The sequence below is a fragment of the Eubacteriaceae bacterium ES3 genome (assembly GCA_030586155.1).
Lineage (GTDB): Bacteria > Bacillota > Clostridia > Eubacteriales > Eubacteriaceae > Acetobacterium.
In genome coordinates, this window is record CP130741.1 from 744,559 (window position 1) to 763,510 (window position 18,952).

13 protein-coding genes are annotated in these 18,952 nt (G+C 39.9%); 10 read left to right on the forward strand and 3 right to left on the reverse strand.

What is annotated here, in order from left to right:
• Window positions 1–33 precede the first annotated feature (33 nt).
• From rpoC to Q5O24_03350, 7 genes are all read left to right on the forward strand, one after another.
• A complete protein-coding gene (gene rpoC / locus Q5O24_03320) occupies window positions 34–3,708 on the forward strand; it encodes a DNA-directed RNA polymerase subunit beta' (GenBank protein WKY48372.1) in 3,675 nt (1,224 codons plus the stop codon).
• A 75-nt stretch (window positions 3,709–3,783) separates the two neighbouring features.
• A complete protein-coding gene (locus Q5O24_03325; protein ID WKY48373.1) occupies window positions 3,784–4,023 on the forward strand; it encodes a ribosomal L7Ae/L30e/S12e/Gadd45 family protein in 240 nt (79 codons plus the stop codon).
• A gap of 88 nt (window positions 4,024–4,111) precedes the next feature.
• Window positions 4,112–4,486, forward strand: coding sequence for a 30S ribosomal protein S12 (gene rpsL / locus Q5O24_03330; protein WKY48374.1), 375 nt, complete (start codon window positions 4,112–4,114; stop codon window positions 4,484–4,486).
• Window positions 4,487–4,619: 133 nt separating this feature from the next.
• The gene (gene rpsG, locus Q5O24_03335; GenBank protein WKY48375.1) at window positions 4,620–5,090 is read left to right on the forward strand and encodes a 30S ribosomal protein S7; all 471 of its coding nucleotides are present in this window, start codon (window positions 4,620–4,622) and stop codon (window positions 5,088–5,090) included.
• A gap of 32 nt (window positions 5,091–5,122) precedes the next feature.
• On the forward strand, window positions 5,123–7,195 hold the full coding sequence (fusA, locus tag Q5O24_03340) for an elongation factor G (protein ID WKY48376.1): 2,073 nt from the start codon (window positions 5,123–5,125) through the stop codon (window positions 7,193–7,195).
• 37 nt (window positions 7,196–7,232) lie between these two features.
• Window positions 7,233–8,426 carry an elongation factor Tu gene (gene tuf / locus Q5O24_03345; protein ID WKY48377.1) on the forward strand — a complete coding sequence of 398 codons (1,194 nt, stop codon included), beginning with the start codon at window positions 7,233–7,235 and terminating at the stop codon, window positions 8,424–8,426.
• Between the two features lie 116 nt (window positions 8,427–8,542).
• Window positions 8,543–8,803: a hypothetical protein gene (locus Q5O24_03350; GenBank protein WKY48378.1), complete on the forward strand. Its 261-nt coding sequence runs from the start codon at window positions 8,543–8,545 to the stop codon at window positions 8,801–8,803.
• Window positions 8,804–8,851: 48 nt separating this feature from the next.
• Here the strand turns inward: Q5O24_03350 and Q5O24_03355 are convergent, their stop codons facing one another.
• The 3 genes from Q5O24_03355 to Q5O24_03365 all read right to left on the reverse strand — a co-directional run bounded on the left by Q5O24_03355 (window position 8,852) and on the right by Q5O24_03365 (window position 13,269).
• On the reverse strand, window positions 8,852–10,312 hold the full coding sequence (locus Q5O24_03355) for an NAD(P)/FAD-dependent oxidoreductase (protein ID WKY48379.1): 1,461 nt from the start codon (window positions 10,310–10,312) through the stop codon (window positions 8,852–8,854).
• 24 nt (window positions 10,313–10,336) lie between these two features.
• Entirely contained in the window at window positions 10,337–11,395 is a 1,059-nt protein-coding gene (locus Q5O24_03360) for an asparaginase domain-containing protein (GenBank protein ID WKY48380.1), read from the reverse strand.
• A gap of 83 nt (window positions 11,396–11,478) precedes the next feature.
• Window positions 11,479–13,269, reverse strand: a complete 1,791-nt coding sequence (locus tag Q5O24_03365) for an ASKHA domain-containing protein (protein ID WKY48381.1) — start codon at window positions 13,267–13,269, stop codon at window positions 11,479–11,481.
• 452 nt (window positions 13,270–13,721) lie between these two features.
• Between Q5O24_03365 and Q5O24_03370 the strand changes: the two genes are divergently transcribed.
• The 3 genes from Q5O24_03370 to Q5O24_03380 all read left to right on the forward strand — a co-directional run bounded on the left by Q5O24_03370 (window position 13,722) and on the right by Q5O24_03380 (window position 18,592).
• Window positions 13,722–15,398: a formate--tetrahydrofolate ligase gene (locus Q5O24_03370; GenBank protein ID WKY48382.1), complete on the forward strand. Its 1,677-nt coding sequence runs from the start codon at window positions 13,722–13,724 to the stop codon at window positions 15,396–15,398.
• Window positions 15,399–15,740: 342 nt separating this feature from the next.
• A complete protein-coding gene (locus Q5O24_03375) occupies window positions 15,741–16,511 on the forward strand; it encodes a formate/nitrite transporter family protein (GenBank protein WKY48383.1) in 771 nt (256 codons plus the stop codon).
• 404 nt (window positions 16,512–16,915) lie between these two features.
• Window positions 16,916–18,592, forward strand: coding sequence for a formate--tetrahydrofolate ligase (locus tag Q5O24_03380; protein ID WKY48384.1), 1,677 nt, complete (start codon window positions 16,916–16,918; stop codon window positions 18,590–18,592).
• Window positions 18,593–18,952 lie beyond the last annotated feature (360 nt).

Below are 18,952 nucleotides of genomic sequence, written 5' to 3' on the forward strand. Positions count from 1 at the left end.
ATTTTGAGTGAACTATAGAAGGGAGCGAGCCATTTGTTAAACGAGGAATTCACCTTCAAATCTTTACAGATCGGATTGGCCTCACCTGATAAAATCAGAGAATGGTCACGAGGCGAAGTCAAGAAACCTGAAACAATCAACTATCGGACATTAAAACCGGAAAAAGAAGGATTGTTTTGTGAAAAAATATTTGGACCTCAGAAGGATTGGGAATGTAATTGTGGGAAATATAAGCGAATCCGCCACAAGGGCATTGTCTGTGAAAACTGTGGGGTAGAAGTTACAAAAGCTAAGGTCAGACGTGAACGGATGGGGCATATCGAGTTGGCCTCACCAGTTTCTCATATCTGGTATTTCAAGGGGATTCCCAGTCGAATGGGATTGATCCTGGAGATGTCTCCGAGAAATCTGGAAAAAGTTATTTATTTTGCATCTTACGTGGTGACGGATCCTGGTGAAAGTAATTTTGATTATAAACAGATTCTGACCGAATCTGAATATAAAGAAGCCAAAGCTGAATTTGGTAATAAATTCACTGCCGGTATTGGGGCTGAAGCAATTCAGGAACTATTAAGAACAGTGGATCTGGATCAGGAAGCGGAAGTTTTAAAAGAAGATTTAAAAGGCAGTTCAGGACAGAAAAAAATTCGGATTGCCAGACGTTTAGAGGCAATAGAAGCTTTTAGAAGTTCTGAAAACCGTCCGGAGTGGATGATTCTTGAAACAATTCCGGTTATTCCGCCGGAACTGAGACCGATGGTCCAGCTTGATGGTGGACGATTTGCGACTTCGGATCTTAATGATCTGTATCGTCGTGTTATCAACAGAAATAATCGGCTTCTGAAATTGTTGGAGCTTGATGCGCCTGATATTATTGTTCAGAATGAAAAACGTATGCTTCAGGAAGCGGTTGATGCTTTGATTGATAACGGACGTCGCGGGCGGGCAGTAACAGGACCTGGTAACCGACCCTTTAAATCACTCAGTGATATGCTTAAAGGGAAACAGGGACGTTTCCGTCAGAACCTGCTGGGAAAACGTGTTGACTATTCAGGCCGTTCAGTTATCGTAGTTGGTCCGGAACTGAAAATGTATCAGTGTGGACTGCCTAAAGAAATGGCGATCGAATTATTTAAACCATTTGTAATGCGTCAGCTGGTAGGTCGTGGCCTGTCACAGAATATTAAAAGTGCAAAAAAAATGGTTGAAAAACTAGATCCTCTGGTTTGGGATGTCCTGGAAGATGTTATTCAGGAGCATCCAGTACTATTAAATCGTGCACCGACACTGCATCGATTGGGTATTCAGGCATTTGAGCCGATCCTTGTAGAAGGAAAGGCGATCAAACTCCATCCTCTCGTTTGTACAGCTTATAACGCTGACTTTGATGGAGATCAGATGGCTGTCCATGTTCCTTTATCGGTTGAAGCTCAGGCAGAGGCTCGATTCCTGATGCTGGCTTCAAACAATATTCTAAAACCGCAGGACGGATCTCCGGTAGTGGCACCAACACAGGATATGATCCTTGGTTCGTATTATATGACCATGGAAAAAGATGACTGCAAAGGTGTCGGATCGGTTTTCAAAGACCTTGATGAAATGGAAATGGCATACTACAACCATGAAGTGGAACTCCATGCCAGGGTTAAAGTGCGAATTACCAAAGAGCTTGATGGGACACCAGTGACTCGGTTGGTCGAGGGTACGGTAGGACGATTTATATTTAATCAGGTTATTCCGCAGGAACTGGGTTTTCAGAAACGTGAAACATTAGACGATACGTTTAAGCTGGAAATTGATATGCAGGTAACCAAGAAAACATTGTCGCAGATTGTTGAACGATGTTATAAAAACTTCGGTCCGACGATTACCTCGGAAGTGCTGGATAATATTAAAAGGCTGGGCTTTACCTTCTCGACTAAGGGTGCCATCACTGTTGGAGTCAGCGATATGGAAGTGCCGAGCAACAAACAGGAGATTCTGGCTAAAGCGGATGGAAGAATTGCTGAAAATATGATGATGTATCGTCAGGGTTTCATCAGTGACGAGGAGCGTTATAACAATGTTGTTTCAATCTGGAATAAGGCAACTGATGAAGTAGCTGATGCCCTGCTTGCAAATCTTGACAGACTTAACTCTATTAATATGATGGCGGATTCTGGAGCTCGAGGTAGCAAAAACCAGATTAAGCAGCTGGCGGGAATGCGTGGACTGATGGCGAATCCGACCGGACGAATCATCGAGTTACCGATTCGATCATCTTTCCGAGAAGGTCTTAATGTTCTGGAATTCTTCTCCTCAACTCATGGGGCTCGAAAAGGTTTGGCGGATACTGCTCTGCGAACAGCCGATTCAGGATACCTGACTAGACGTCTTGTCGATGTCAGCCAGGATGTAATTGTTAGAGAAGATGACTGCGGAACGACCAGAGGCTATGAAGTCTCGGAAATTAATGATCACGGCGGCATGATTGAAGGTCTGGAAGAACGTCTGATTGGCCGATATGCTTTTGAAGATGTCCTCCACCCTGAAACCGGAGAGGTGCTGGCTAAAGGTGATGAAATCATTTCTGAAGCGGTGGCGGCAAGTATTGTTGATGCCGGCATTAAAAAAGTATTGATTCGGGCTGTCTTTAATTGCCAGTCGCAGTACGGAGTTTGTAAAAAATGCTATGGTGTTGATTTAACCACCTGGCGGCCAGTTGAAATTGGGGAAGCAGTCGGTATTATTGCAGCTCAGTCAATTGGTGAGCCGGGAACTCAGTTGACCATGCGTACCTTCCATACCGGTGGTGTGGCTTCAGCAGACGATATTACCCAGGGGCTTCCACGTATTGAAGAGCTTTTTGAAGCCAGAAAGCCAAAAGGTCAGGCGATCATTTCAGAAATCGACGGTAAAGTTGATATTCAGGAAACCCAGAAAAAACAGGAAGCAGTTATCACTGGAGAAGATGGCGATACCAGAGTCTATCTGATTCCTTACGGTTCTCGTTTACGAGTTCACAAAGGCGACGTGATTAAAGCTGGTGATGAGATCACTGAAGGTTCAATTAATCCAAGTGATATCTTAAGAATTCAGGGAATTGACGAAGTACAGCAGTATTTACTTCAGGAAGTTCAGAAAGTCTACCGTCAGCAGGGTGTGCATATCGGTGATAAACATGTTGAGCTGATTATCAGACAAATGCTTCGAAAAGTAAAAGTTGAAGATGCGGGTGATACTAATCTCCTCACGGGCAGTATGGTTGATATTTTTAACTTTGAAGAAGAGAATAAGGCAGCGATGGAAGCAGGAGGCAATCTTGCAACGGCTGGCCGAGAACTCCTGGGGATTACAAAAGCCTCTTTGGCTACTGATTCCTTCCTGTCTGCTGCTTCATTCCAGGAAACAACCAGAGTATTGACAGATGCAGCAATTAAAGGTAAAGTTGATCCTTTAATTGGTCTTAAGGAAAATGTCATCATCGGGCAGCTTGTACCGGCTGGAACTGGTGTAAAAACCTATGGTGAAATAGAGCTGACTTACGAGCGTGAAGAGGAAGAAATTTATAATGAAATTGAGGAATCGCCTGATTTAGTTGAAACTTCGGACATTCTGTTTGATGATGAAATAATTAATGCTCATGTAGAAGAAGAACAGAAACAGGCTGAAGATGATGTTATTTCAGATTTGGATATGTTCGATATAGATTTTTTGGATGAACAATAATTCTTGACAATTGCTATTGAAACGTGTATAGTAAATTGGTATGTTTTTTATGAAGCATTTCAGGAGGTGAATGGGTTGAATGATTTTAGTGGAGCTAGTAAGGTGATTGGCACCAAGCAGACACTTAAAGCTGTTAAAGAAGGTAAAGTACAGCAGGTTATTTTAGCCGAAGATACTGACGAAAAGCTGAAACAGGATATCCAAAATGCCTGTAAAGACTATCAGGTCATGATAAAATATTTTGATACCAAGTTGGGACTGGGTAAAGTGGTTGGAATAGACCGTTCTGCCGCAGTTGTAGCAATATTAAAGTAATAGGCAGGCTGCTTGCGGCCTGCCATTAAAGTGATTAGCAGCTCATTGAGAGGTTAATATAAATATTAAAAAGGAGGTGCAGGACTAAATGCCTACCATTAATCAGCTTGTAAAAAAAGGAAGAGAACGTTCGGAAGATAAAACCAAAACACCGGCGTTAAAAGCGAATCCTCAAAAACGAGGCGTGTGTACAGCAGTTAGAACATCAACACCAAAGAAACCAAACTCGGCTCTTAGAAAAATTGCCAGAGTTCGTTTAGTAAACGGAATGGAAGTAACCGCTTATATTCCAGGTATTGGACATAATCTGCAGGAGCATAGTATCGTTCTTGTTAAAGGCGGTCGTGTTAAGGATTTACCAGGGGTTCGTTATCGAATCATCCGTGGTGCGCTCGACACTGCTGGTGTTGACGCGCGTAGACAAGCTCGATCCAAATACGGGGCTAAAAAGCCTAAGAAGTAGTAGTGTATAGTGCTGCATATTAAAGCGCTCAATAAAAGAGACCACATATATGCTAGTGACACTAGACGCACAACAACTTACGTTGGATGTCGAGTACCGATGAACATAAAATAATGTTAAGGAGGGAAGTAAAGTGCCTAGAAAAGGAGCAGTTCCAAAAAGAGAAGTATTGCCCGATCCGATTTATGGTAGCGTTGTTGTTACTAAACTAGTAAATAACGTTATGCTTGACGGGAAAAAAGGGGTAGCCCAGAGAATCGTTTATGATGCCTTTGAAAAAGTCAGTGAGAAAACAGGTAAGGATGCTTTAGAAGCTTTTCAGGAAGCTTTAGCAAACATTACACCTGTGCTGGAAGTTAAAGCCCGACGTGTTGGTGGGGCAACATACCAGGTTCCAATTGAAATTCGAGCAGATCGTAAACAGGCTCTTGGATTACGATGGTTAGTAAACTATTCAAGAAAACGATCTGAAAAAACTATGAAGGATCGTTTAGCTGGAGAAATCATGGATGCACTCAACAACAGTGGTGCAGCTGTGAAGAAAAAAGATGACACTCACGCAATGGCAGAAGCTAATAAAGCATTTGCACATTACCGTTGGTAGAATTCATTTTAAAGTAAGAAAGGAAAGCATCGGTGTCTAGAGAGTATAGTTTAGAAAAAACAAGAAATATTGGTATTATGGCACATATTGATGCAGGAAAAACAACCACCACAGAACGAATCTTGTTTTATTCCGGAAAAATCCATAAGATTGGTGAAACCCATGAAGGGGGAGCCCAGATGGACTGGATGGAGCAAGAACAGGAAAGAGGGATTACCATTACCTCAGCTGCAACAACCTGTTTCTGGAAAGAAAATCGTATCAATATTATTGATACACCAGGCCACGTTGATTTTACCGTAGAAGTTGAGCGTTCACTTCGAGTGCTTGACGGTTCGGTAGCAGTATTCTGTGCTAAAGGTGGGGTTGAACCGCAGTCAGAAACTGTCTGGAGACAGGCTGATAAATATCATGTTCCACGAATGGCATACATCAATAAGATGGATATCACAGGGGCTGATTTTTATAACGCTTTGGATATGATGGTTGATCGATTGGGTGCGAATCCTGTTCCAATCCAGTTACCAATCGGGAAAGAAAGCGATTTTGTAGGCATTATTGACCTTGTTGAAATGAATGCCCGAATTTATCGCGATGATCTGGGAGAACAAATTGATATTGTTGACATTCCAGAAGATATGTCAGAATTAGCTGAAGAATATCGTGAAAAACTGATTGAATCAGTTTCTGATTATGATGATGCTATCATGGAGAAATTCCTTGAAGGCGAACAAATTGGTGTTGAAGAACTTAAAACAGCAATTCGTAAAGCGACTCTTAATGTAGATATTATTCCAGTAGTTTGTGGATCCTCTTATAAAAATAAAGGGGTGCAGCTGATGTTGGATGCAGTTATTGACTTCATGCCATCACCGCTGGATGTACCACCAATTTCTGGTGTTAATCCGGATACAGAAGAAGAAGAAGTGCGTAAAGCTGGCGATGATGAGCCTTTCGCAGCATTGGCTTTCAAGATCATGACAGACCCATTTGTTGGGAAATTGGCATTCTTTAGAGTGTACTCTGGAACGATAAACTCTGGCTCTTATGTATATAACTCGTCAAAAGGAAAAAGAGAAAGAATTGGTCGAATTCTTCAGATGCATGCAAATCACCGTGAAGAAATTTCTACGGTTTATACCGGAGATATTGCTGCTGCAGTAGGTTTAAAAGATACATCAACAGGGGATACACTTTGTGATGATTCAGCAAAAGTTATTCTTGAGTCGATGGAATTCCCTGAACCGGTAATCCATGTAGCGATTGAACCAAAAACAAAAGCAGGACAGGAAAAAATGTCTACTGCTTTACAGAAATTGGCAGAAGAAGATCCAACTTTTAGAACGCGTACTGATGAAGAAACTGGTCAGACAATCATCTCAGGAATGGGTGAACTTCACCTGGATATTATTATTGACCGTATGCTTCGAGAATTCAAAGTTGAAGCCAATGTTGGAGCACCACAGGTAGCGTACAAAGAATCAATCACTAAAGCTGTTGAAGCAGAAGGTAAATTTGCAAGACAATCAGGTGGTCGTGGTCAGTACGGTCACTGTTTAATCCGTATGGAACCTGTTGAACCAGGTACTGGTTATGTTTTTGAAAATAAAGTTGTTGGGGGATCAATTCCAAAAGAATTCATTAACCCAATTAACCAGGGGATTGAAGAAGCAATGCAAAATGGTGTATTGGCTGGATATCCCGTGTTGGATTTAAAAGTAACAGTATATGATGGTTCATATCATGATGTCGATTCATCAGAAATGGCATTTAAAGTTGCCGGATCTATGGCGTTCAAAAATGGTATGAGAAAAGCTGATCCGGTTATTCTTGAACCTGTTTTCAAACTGGAAGTTGTTATTCCTGAAGAATACATGGGTGATGTTATGGGGGATATTAACTCTCGACGAGGCCGTGTTGAAGGAATGGAAATGCGCGGTGGCGCCCAGGTTATTAATGGCTATGTACCACTGGCTGAAATGTTTGGATACGCGACAACACTAAGAAGTAAAACACAGGGACGAGGCGTTTATACAATGCAATTCTCACATTATGAAGCTGTTCCTAAAAGTGTTTCTGAAGAAATTATTGAAGGCAGAAAATAGAACTCTGTTTAACTATATTAATTAAGGAGAAGAACAAATGGCAAAATCAAAATTTGAAAGAACCAAGCCCCATGTTAACATTGGAACAATCGGTCACGTAGACCACGGTAAAACAACATTAACAGCAGCAATCACAACCGTATTAAACAAACGATACGGCACAGGTGAATCAGTTGCTTTTGAAAACATTGATAAAGCACCTGAGGAAAGAGAACGAGGAATCACTATTTCAACAGCCCACGTTGAATATGAAACAGATGCCCGTCACTATGCCCATGTAGACTGCCCAGGCCATGCCGATTACGTAAAAAACATGATCACTGGTGCTGCTCAGATGGATGGAGCAATCCTGGTAGTAAGTGCAGCTGATGGTCCAATGCCTCAGACGCGTGAACATATCCTGTTAAGCCGTCAGGTAGGGGTTCCTTATATCATCGTATTCTTAAACAAAGTAGATATGGTAGATGACGAAGAACTGCTTGAACTGGTAGAAATGGAAGTTCGGGAACTGTTGGATGAATATGAATTCCCAGGCGATGATACACCAATCATCATGGGATCAGCCCTTCGTGCACTGGAAGATCCAGACGGACCATGGGGAGATAAAATCGTTGAGCTGATGAAAGCAGTAGACGAATGGATTCCAGAACCGGAACGAGATACAGACAAACCATTCCTGATGCCAGTAGAAGACGTGTTCTCAATCACTGGACGAGGAACAGTAGCAACCGGACGTATCGAACGTGGGGTTGTAAAAGTTGGTGAAGAAGTGGAAATCGTTGGTATTCACGAAGTGAAGAAAACAACAGTAACCGGAATCGAAATGTTTAGAAAATTACTGGACGAAGGACGATCGGGAGACAATGTTGGAGCCCTGCTTCGAGGTATTGACCGAACAATGATCGAACGTGGACAGGTACTGGCTAAACCAGGATCAATCAAACCACATACCCACTATATGTCAGAAGTATATGTACTGACAAAAGAAGAGGGTGGACGACATACACCATTCTTTGATGGTTACCGACCACAGTTCTACTTCAGAACAACTGACGTAACTGGTGTAATCAAATTACCAGAAGGCGTAGAAATGGTAATGCCAGGAGATAACGTTCAGATGGAAATCACCCTGATCACACCAATCGCTATCGAAGAAGGACTGCGATTCGCTATTCGTGAAGGTGGACGTACTGTTGGATCTGGAGTTGTTGCTAAAATTATCGAAGACTAAGATTGTATATAAAATAAAAAAGATTTTGGTACCATTAGATCAGTTCTTTGGTACAAAGCATAAATTGAATTTTTCGCCCCTGAATAGGGGCGTTTTTTATTATAAAGGAGACAATAATGAAGAAATACATTAGTATAGTACTTGATGATCAGGTTGAAGCCACCGGTAATGACTATAACAAAGGACTTAGGCGTTGCAAGGCGGTTGATTTGGCGCTTTTAATTGATGATAAAGCAAATGAATACGACGATAAAGGCTATGATCTTTTTTCTGTTACACCGCTTATACAAGGTCAGCATGTTGTCGTTTCAAACGACGGTGGATGGGCCAACAGTACAACAGAAGGAGTTATTTTGACGTTTAAAAAAAAGGATTAGTCTAATTATCAAATTTTCAAATAAAAAAAAGGAGCATTGCTCCTTTTTTTATTCGGATTGCGAATTAATATAATCAACGATTTCATTTTTCCCGACTCTATTAATCCCGCTGTGTTCAATATCAAATCCGGGATCGACAGGATGACCAAGAACACTTTCCATTACAGCAACAACCCGTTCTCGACAAAAACTACTCTGACACCAGCCCATTCCTGCTCTAGTGCGGCGCTTGATTCCATCGACTGTTGTAACAGGGATACCACGATTCATAGAATCAATAATTGTAGCTTCTTCGACTTGTTCGCAGCGGCAGATAATTCTTTCTGGTCCCGATTCCAGGTTTACCAGAGGTTCGATTTCGTGTGGTGATTTAAATGTTTTTCGTTCAATAATTGGTTTACGATATGGATCGAATTCTGGATTTTTGATGAACTTGCATCCTTCCTGATCCAGTAAGTCAAGGACCATATCAGCAATAGCTGGAGAAGAAGTTAGACCGGGCGATTGAATGCCGCCACAATTAATGAAGCCTTCAACTTCTGTTTTACCAATCACAAAATCATCTGTGGAACTGACAGCTCTTACCCCTGTAAAACTTCTAATAAACTGTTTAATATTTATTTTGTCAGTAGTGTGGCGAGCTTGTTTATAGATGTTTAGTAGTCGATCAGTGTGGGTTGATTTATCACCCTCATTAAGGTTGACTGCATCCGGTCCGATAATCAGGTTACCGTAATAGGTTGGTGAAACAAGAATGCCTTTACCCATTTTTGTTGGCATCTGGAAAAGTACAGTATTTGCAATTTTACCGGATCCACGAACCATCAGCATATATTCGCCGCTACGGGGAGTGATGGTAAAGTTGCTGAGGCCAACCATCTGTTCAATCAAATCAGACTGAACGCCGGCACAATTTATCACAAATTTTGATTGATAACTCTGACTGTTTTGATCAGTTAAAGTGAAACTATCATTGTCTTTCTTAATTGACGATATTTCGGTGTTAAGAAACAGTTCGACGCCATTGGCAACAGCATTTTCAGCAAGAGCAATCGTGTAACTGAAGGGACAGCAGACCCCAGCGCCCTTACAGTATAAAGCGTGTTTTACCTCAGGGTTTACATTTGGTTCGAGTTTCATTATCTGGTCATGATTTAAAATTTCCAAATCAGTGAGACCGTTTTTCAGACCGTTTTCATAAAGGTCTTTGAGTTTATCAAGCTGTTCATCTTCAAATGCCAGTACTAATGAACCAATTTTGTCAAATCCAAAATTGAGCTCTGCATTGAGTTTATCAAATTGTTGCCGACCCTTATAACACAATCGACCTTTGACTTTTGAGTGGGCTTCAGCATAGCCGCCATGAACGATAGCTGAGTTAGCTTTGGTTGCACCCATTGAAACATCATTTTCTTTTTCGATTAAGGCTACCTTCAATTGATAACGGCTTAAGGCACGGGCGATTGAGGTTCCAACTGCGCCTGCACCAATAATGATAATATCGTACATAATTTTCTCCTTATTTTTAGTCTTCTAAAATATATACCCGGTTTCTTTACGCTCCCTCACAAATTCATGAAAAAATTCTTTTTTCATATATTGCAGGGGTGACATTTCAAATTGATTGTAGGCTAAGAAAAGTTTGGCAAGACTTGCTTCAAAGGAGATATTCTCCAAAGGAATGGCCCCTGCATCAATTAGCGTGCGGCTGGAGACATAAAGGTTACCTCGTACATCTTTGTATGAAATCATATAGTGGTCAAGTTGAGGGTTGTTTCGAATGAATTCTACTAGTGACAGCCCGTTAGTTCCTGTTACGTTTCCGCTTCCGCAATGATATAATGAATGGAGTACAGCCCGAAATGGTTTTGCCTTAAGGTCGATACAGGAATAATCAAGGCCTGGATAGGCACGTAATGCAAAAATCTGATTTTTGATGGATTCGACCAGAGGAACCAGCTGCGTTTCTGGGTTGTATAATTCTGGCATTGAAGGGTTGGTTTTGAGAGGTTGGCAACATAAACCATTATGATTGTATACACCTAAAGCACCGCCAAAACTTTGAAAATCATCGTGGATCCAGTCGGCTTCTTGCAAGCGTGTTCCAAGATGGACGTTTATTTTTTGATCGCTGTTTTCATAAAGTGTAAATACACCAGGAAGTTTCAGGTTTATTACAAAGGAAACACTGGAAGAAAAATTAGTTAACGCATTGCTGCCGGGCTCGCCAATGGCGTAGTTAGCTGCTACTAGAACGATTGGGATCTTAGGAGTGTCGAGACCGTAGCTTATTGCTGCCGCAGTATAAGGAAGGGTATCAGAGCCATGAGCGATAAGAATTCCCGCATATTCGGTTAAATTAGTATCGCGTAGTAGCTTAATTAGCATTAGCCAGTGAGAGGGATCCGCATTTTCGCTTAGAATCTGAAAAGGACGAAGGACTTCAAAATCAACCGCAAGATTACTTTTTTCTTTAAAAAGAGATATTAAATCGTCGCCTCTATTTTCACTCACATCTATACAATGCTCAGAAACAGCACTGCCGATAGTACCGCCAGTTAAAACAAGTAGAATTTTTTCTTTAGTTTGCATATTAAAAGCCTTTCATATAGGAATAAAGCAATTATAACATGATTTCATATGAAGAAAAGCCCTTCTAAAAAGGGCTTATTTGTTTATAGCGGGTCGTTTTGACCAAGTGTTGTATTCATCATATAAGTATTTGTAAAGTCCTGGTTGGTAGCCAGTTCAATATGAGTTGTAACTGGAGGAATGTTTTGGCAAAAACTTGCTTCATCGTGTGAAAGCAGATAGAGCTGAACACCTGTTCCTGCACCATTACCAATGGAACGGATAGGCACACCTTCAACTTCAGGAAGGAGTCCGATAAATTGAGCATTTTGGATATCAATATAATTACCAAAAGCTCCTGCCAGCACAACTTCTTCTAAATCGCAGCCATTTATTCCGAACTCTTTAATTAAAAGGCTGCATCCGGTATAAATGGCTGCTTTAGCAAGTTGAACCTGTCTGATATCTTTTTGTGTAATAATCATTTCTTTGCCGCTGGGGTTTTCTTCGGCAGTTACAATTTTAAAGTAACGTTGGTTATTTTCATCGATACCGAAGCGTTCTTTTAAAGGGTGGGCATCCAGATCATTATCCTTTATAAAATTTCCTTTAGCATAAATGAGTTTTTCACGGTATAAAAAGGCAATAGCATCGATAATTCCAGAACCGCAAAAACCTTCAGGAGCGGCATCGCCGATGACCTTGCAGTGGATTTTCGAGCCATCAAAGCTGATTTTTTCAATAGCTCCATGGGTTCCGCGCATCCCCATATGAATTCCAGCCCCTTCCAAAGCAGGCCCGCAGGCGGTAGAAGCACAGTAAAAACGTTGATGATTACCAACGGCAATTTCACCATTTGTGCCAAGATCAATCATTAAGCGAGGTTTATCGTCTTTCGGCAGACTTAAAAGCACGGAGGTGGTATCAGCACCGACAAACCCACCGAGTAATGGTAAAAATTCGACTTTTCCGTTAGGATGCATTGGGAAGTGGGTTGATGCACCTTCAAGCATTACACCATCCTTAGAAACCGCAGTAAATGGCGAAATACCAAGGTAATTCGGATTTATACCGAGGAAAAGCTGAGCCATTGTAGAATTACCGCAGAAAACACAGTGATAAATCTGCTCAGGTGAAATAGCACTTTTTGAACAAAGATTTGATATAATTTCATTAATTGTTGAATGAACTGACTTTTGAATTTTGTTCAAATTTTCTTGAGACTTGGATGCGTAATCAATACGTGAAATAACATCACCGCCAAAAGAAATTTGCTGATTTAAGGTAGAATGCTGATTGATAAGTACTTCGTTAGTCAAATCATAAAGATAGCCTACAACAGAAGTTGTTCCGATATCGAACGCAATTCCATAGGCGTTAATACTATTATCTGAGGGGACAAGATCAATGATTTCTTCATTAAAAGTTACCAAGTGCAAATATTTTACATTTTTTTGATGAAAGGTTGAGACGGCCTGTTGTTGCAGAGCAATCTTTTTAAACTTCAGATTAGCAGCGGTAATTTTTTTGATTGTTTCCAAGTCGTAAGAACCCAAACTGGTTTTTATCTGATCATAGGCAACAGTATAAACCTTCAACTGAGGGTCGAAAGAAAAATCTTCCTGATTACCAGTTTCCAGAATTTGTGATTGGACTGCTTCCTGAGAGATAAATACTTCCATTCCGTCAGAAATATGATATTGACAGCTTAGTACTTCTGTCATGATGCCGTTCTCTTTGACTGACACAAGACACTTTTTACAGGTTCCTTTTCCACCGCAAACAAGATTTCTTGGGTAGCCGGCCTGCGAACAGGCTTCGGCAACTGTAATGTCAGGATCACAGAGAATTTTTTTTCGCAGCAGAGGGAATAAAACTTCAATCGAGTGAGACATAGTTAATCCTTTCTAAAGCCGAATTGATAAATTTTTATATCAGATAGTATTATACGCTTTTGCGAACACGTTTACAAGGCGGGTTTATAAATTGTAATGCTGGATAAGTAAAAATCATAGTAAATTAAATTTTTGAATTTTAAAAAAAGAATAAAGCATAGAGAAAAATTGTAAATATAAATAACTTACTAAAAATATGAAATAATAGAACACATCAAATAAGATAATCGATATAAAAAAATAATAAGAACTGATAATTTGAAGAATATTTATGGGGAGGAGCAGAATAATGATAATATTTTGCTGAGTTTTCTTCTAAATACGGGGGAATTAGAAAAATAATTGGAATATATTGTCAAAAAAATATCATACCTAATATTTGATTTTTACGATGGAATCAGCTATCATTATTTTAGATGTTAAAAATTTATCAAAGTATTGGAGGAAATGTTATGGGTTTTAAATCGGACATTGAAATTGCGCAGGAAGCGACACCTCAAGATATCAGGGAGATTGCAAAAAAACTGAATCTGACGGAAGATGACTTGGATCTATACGGCAAGTATAAGGCTAAAGTCGATTATAATCTTTTAAAAAAAGAAACAGGTAAAAAGGCCAGACTTATTTTGACAACGGCGATTAACCCGACACCTGCAGGTGAAGGAAAAACTACTACTACCATTGGGGTGGCAGACGGATTATCTAAGCTGGGGAAAAATACTCTGGTTGCTCTTCGTGAACCCTCGCTGGGTCCGGTGTTTGGTGTTAAGGGGGGAGCCGCTGGTGGCGGTTATGCACAGGTAGTGCCAATGGAAGACATAAACCTGCATTTCACCGGAGATTTTCATGCAATTGGAGCAGCAAACAATCTGCTGGCTGCGATGCTTGACAACCATATTAAACAGGGCAACGAGTTAAAAATTGATCCCAAGAAAATTACCTGGAGACGATGCGTCGATATGAATGACAGACAGTTGCGAAATATCGTCGATGGTCTGGGCGGTTCAGGAGATGGTGTGGTGCGTGAGGATGGATTTGACATTACAGTTGCTTCTGAAGTTATGGCTGCTTTCTGTTTATCAAGCGATATTTCTGACCTGAAAGAACGTCTTGGCAAGATTATTGTCGGCTACAGTGTAACAGGTGAACCTGTTACAGCAGCTCAATTAAAAGCTAATGGGGCAATGGCAGCGCTGCTAAAAGATGCGCTTAAACCAAACCTGGTACAGACACTGGAAGGAACACCAGCCTTTATTCATGGGGGACCTTTTGCCAATATTGCACATGGCTGTAACTCAGTAATTGCGACTCGTATGGCTATGCATTTTGCAGACTATGTGGTAACAGAAGGTGGTTTTGGTGCTGACTTGGGTGCTGAAAAATTCCTGGATATTAAATGTCGGATGGCTGGTTTAAAACCAGACGCTGTAATCATCGTAGCAACAGTTCGGGCTCTTAAGTATAATGGTGGTGTAGCCAAAGCTGATTTAAATGAAGAAAACCTGGAAGCTCTGAAAAAAGGGTTGCCAAACCTCTTAAAACATGTTGAAAATATTACGCAGGTATTTAAATTACCGGCAGTAGTTGCCATCAATGAATTCCCATTGGATACTCCGGCAGAACTGGATCTGGTAAAAACTGAATGTCAGAAACTGGGCGTTAATGTTGCTATTTCACAGGTCTGGGCAAAAGGCGGTGAAGGTGGAACAGAATTAGCTAAAGAAGTCATTAAGCTGATTGAAGAAAGCGAAGGAACTTTTGAATTCTGCTATGAGTTGGATATGACTATTAAAGAAAAAATAGAGGCTATTGCAACTCGAATCTATGGAGCAGATGGCGTTGATTTTACCCCAGCAGCAGCAAAAGAAATGGAACGACTGACTAGCCTGGGACTTGACAAAGTGCCGATCTGTATGGCTAAAACTCAGTATTCGCTGACTGATGATCAGACTAAGCTGGGACGACCAACCGGATTCAGAATTACCGTTCGCCAGTTGACAATTTCTGCTGGTGCAGGATTTATTGTTGCCTTAACTGGAGAAATTATGAAAATGCCTGGTCTTCCAAAAGTGCCAGCAGCAGAGCGGATTGATGTTGATGAAAATGGCGTAATTGCCGGTCTATTCTAAAAAAAAGATATAAAGGAGAAGGCCTTGCCTTCTCTTTTCTTATGATTATTATAGGGCGTTTATAAAAGAGGGATTTAGAGAGAAGACTGCTTGTGGTGAAATTTGTATTTGGGGTAGGTAGATTTGGTTATAATTAGTTTGAGAAATAGCAAACGAAGAGAGTAAAAAATTGGATTAAAATGAAATAATATTGACAACTCTTATTGCAGATGTTATGCTTTACATAAACTGTATATACAGGTAAGCAGCACAGGAGGTCATTCATATTTAATCTCGTTAGTTGACGCCAAAATTTTGATAAACAGAATAAAACTCTATCAAAAGTGAAAACGAGGAGAAAAAATGAGTAATTTTTTAACACCAAAAGAAATCGCGGAAAGCTTTAAAAATGTAGGGAAAAAAAAAGCTAACCTGTCAGTTGCGAAAATGTTGATTCTTGGTATATGTGCAGGTATGTTTATTGGTTTTGGGTCGTATGGATGTACCGTGGCTAATGCTGGGGTTGCTACCGGTTTCGAGGCGATAATGGCCAAATTTTTAGGTGCCAGCGTTTTCCCGGTAGGTTTGATGTTTGTCGTTTTCTTTGGTGCAGAGCTTTTTACAGGCAATAATTTAATGACTATTTCACTTCTGACAAAAGAAATTTCAATGGGGCAGATGTTAAAAAACTGGGGTATTGTTTATATTGGCAATTTTATTGGTTCGGTGTTTTTAGCTTGGCTGTTTCTTCAATCAGGTTTATATGGTGAAGCAATGGTGGCTAAAGCCATTGGTATTGCAGAAGCTAAAGTAGCGATTCCCTTTGGGGCAGCTGTAATTAGGGGGATATATTGTAATATCTTTGTGGTTCTAGCTGTATGGATGCAGGCTGGCGCAAAAGACATTGTTGGTAAAATATTTGCTATCTGGTTCCCGATTATGTTGTTTGTACTTTCCGGTTTTGAGCATTGCGTTGCTAATATGTTCTTTATTCCAATGGGATATTTTGTCGGTGCAGATATTAGCTGGGGACAGATTGTTTTAAATAACCTGATTCCAGTTACGATTGGAAATATTATTGGTGGAGGAATACTAGTTCCTTTTGTAGCATACTTTGCTTGTTTAAAAAAATAGCTGAATTGAATCAAGACCAAAAGATATTGATAATTAATTATCAATATCTTTTGGTCTGTTTTTTTATGAGTAAAATATTGACTTATATTTAACAAGATAGGCTCATAATGAGGCTCCAAACCTGTTAAAATATATACAAAGTTGATATTGTTTGAGAAATAACAAACAAAAATGAAAAAATATAGATATAAAAAGAAAATATATTGACAAGAATAATAAAAAGTGATAATCTTACTCTAAATTGTATATACAAGTAAACAGCAAAGGCAAGTCATCTATATACAAATTTAATTAATGGCGTCATACTAATTAAATTAAAGCGAAAACGATTAAAAGTAATCGTTTTACAGGGAAATGGTTAAAATGGTAATAAAATAATTTTGGAAAAAAGTGGAGGAAATAACATGGGTTTTAAATCAGATATTGAGATTGCACAGGAAGCTACACCGCAGGACATTCGTGAGATTGCAAAAAAATTAAACTTAACAGAAGATGACCTGGACTTATACGGAAAATACAAAGCTAAAGTTGATTACAATCTACTGAAACAAGAAACGGGCAAGGATGCTAAACTGGTTCTTGTGACTGCGATTAATCCTACCCCGGCTGGAGAAGGTAAAACCACAACGACAATTGGTGTTTCAGATGCTTTATCACGTCTGGGTAAAAATACTATGGTTGCTTTACGTGAGCCATCTTTGGGACCAGTATTTGGTGTTAAAGGAGGAGCTGCCGGCGGTGGTTATGCACAGGTAGTTCCGATGGAAGATATTAACCTTCATTTTACCGGAGATTTCCACGCTATTGGTGCGGCTAACAATTTATTGGCTGCAATGCTTGATAACCATATCAAACAGGGGAATGAATTAAAGATTGATTTGAAAAAGATTACATGGAGACGTTGTGTTGATATGAATGACCGTCAGCTACGTAATGTAATCGATGGTCTGGGAACATCAGGTGATGGTGTTGTTAGACAGGATGGTTTTGATATTACGGTTGCATCTGAAGTTATGGCAGCTTTCTGCTTATCTAATGATATTACAGATTTAAAAGAACGTTTAGGTCGAATCATCGTTGCTTACACAATCGATGGAGAACCTGTTACTGCAGCGCAGTTAAAAGCTAATGGAGCAATGGCAGCATTATTAAAAGATGCCCTGAAACCAAATCTGGTTCAGACATTAGAAGGCACACCAGCATTTATTCATGGTGGCCCCTTTGCCAATATCGCCCATGGCTGTAACTCTCTGATTGCGACTAAAATGGCAATGCATTTTGCAGATTATGTAGTTACTGAAGCTGGATTTGGTGCAGACCTTGGCGCTGAAAAATTCCTTGATATTAAATGTCGAATGGCTGGTTTAAAACCAGACGCAGTTATTATTGTTGCAACAGTTCGAGCCCTTAAATATAATGGTGGCGTAGCCAAAGCAGATTTAAATAACGAAAATCTGGATGCATTGAAAAACGGACTTCCAAATCTGTTAAAACATGTTGAAAATATTACACAGGTCTTTAAATTACCGGCTGTGGTTGCTATTAATGAATTCCCGTTCGATACACAAGCTGAGCTGGAGCTGGTTAAAAGTGAATGCCAGAAACTTGGTGTTAATGTTGCTATTTCTCAGGTCTGGGCAAAAGGTGGCGAAGGTGGAGAAGCGCTTGCCAGCGAAGTTATACGTTTAGTTGAAGGTAATGACGGCAGCTTCGAATATAGCTATGATTTAGATATGTCTATTCAGGAAAAAATTGAAGCCATTGCGACTCGCATTTATGGAGCAGATGGTGTTGATTTTGCACCTGCAGCAGCTAAAGAAATGGAACGACTGACAAGTCTTGGCTTTGATAATGTGCCGATCTGTATGGCTAAAACTCAATATTCATTAACTGATGACCAGAAAAAACTGGGTAGACCAACAGGGTTTAGAGTAACTGTTAGAGAATTAAATATTTCAGCAGGAGCCGGATTTATCGTAGCATTGACTGGCGAAATTATGAAAATGCCTGGACTGCCTAAAGTTCCAGCAGCTGAAAAAATTGATGTAAGTGAAAATGGTCTAATTTCCGGATTATTCTAAGACGATTAAAGCCGAAGAAGGGGAAGGACCTTCCTCGGCTTATTTTTATTCCTAAAAATAGATTTATATGATGATAGTAAAGGCATTGATACCTAGGCTATTTTTATTAAAAGTTGCGGATGAAATCTGAAGAAGTTTATTAGGCTGCGTGGATTTTAAAAAAAAGTTAAAAGTATCGCTAAAATAAGAGTAATTACGAAAAATAAAAATTATCATTTTAGGATTAAAATATCGATAAAAAAGAAATTACATAGAAATGAATACCTATTTATGTAGAAAAAAGAAACTAATTATCGACTTTGTTATTTAGGTAACAAAGATAGAGTAAATTATTGTTCTTAGCCATCTTAAAACCCTTAA

Coding starts and splice junctions, on each gene's coding strand:
- tuf (WKY48377.1), top strand. CDS start 7,233: ATGGCAAAATCAAAATTTGAAAGAACCAAGCCCCATGTTAACATTGGA.
- Q5O24_03375 (WKY48383.1), top strand. CDS start 15,741: ATGAGTAATTTTTTAACACCAAAAGAAATCGCGGAAAGCTTTAAAAAT.
- Q5O24_03350 (WKY48378.1), top strand. CDS start 8,543: ATGAAGAAATACATTAGTATAGTACTTGATGATCAGGTTGAAGCCACC.
- rpsL (WKY48374.1), top strand. CDS start 4,112: ATGCCTACCATTAATCAGCTTGTAAAAAAAGGAAGAGAACGTTCGGAA.
- Q5O24_03360 (WKY48380.1), bottom strand. CDS start 11,395: ATGCAAACTAAAGAAAAAATTCTACTTGTTTTAACTGGCGGTACTATC.
- Q5O24_03365 (WKY48381.1), bottom strand. CDS start 13,269: ATGTCTCACTCGATTGAAGTTTTATTCCCTCTGCTGCGAAAAAAAATT.
- Q5O24_03370 (WKY48382.1), top strand. CDS start 13,722: ATGGGTTTTAAATCGGACATTGAAATTGCGCAGGAAGCGACACCTCAA.
- Q5O24_03355 (WKY48379.1), bottom strand. CDS start 10,312: ATGTACGATATTATCATTATTGGTGCAGGCGCAGTTGGAACCTCAATC.
- Q5O24_03380 (WKY48384.1), top strand. CDS start 16,916: ATGGGTTTTAAATCAGATATTGAGATTGCACAGGAAGCTACACCGCAG.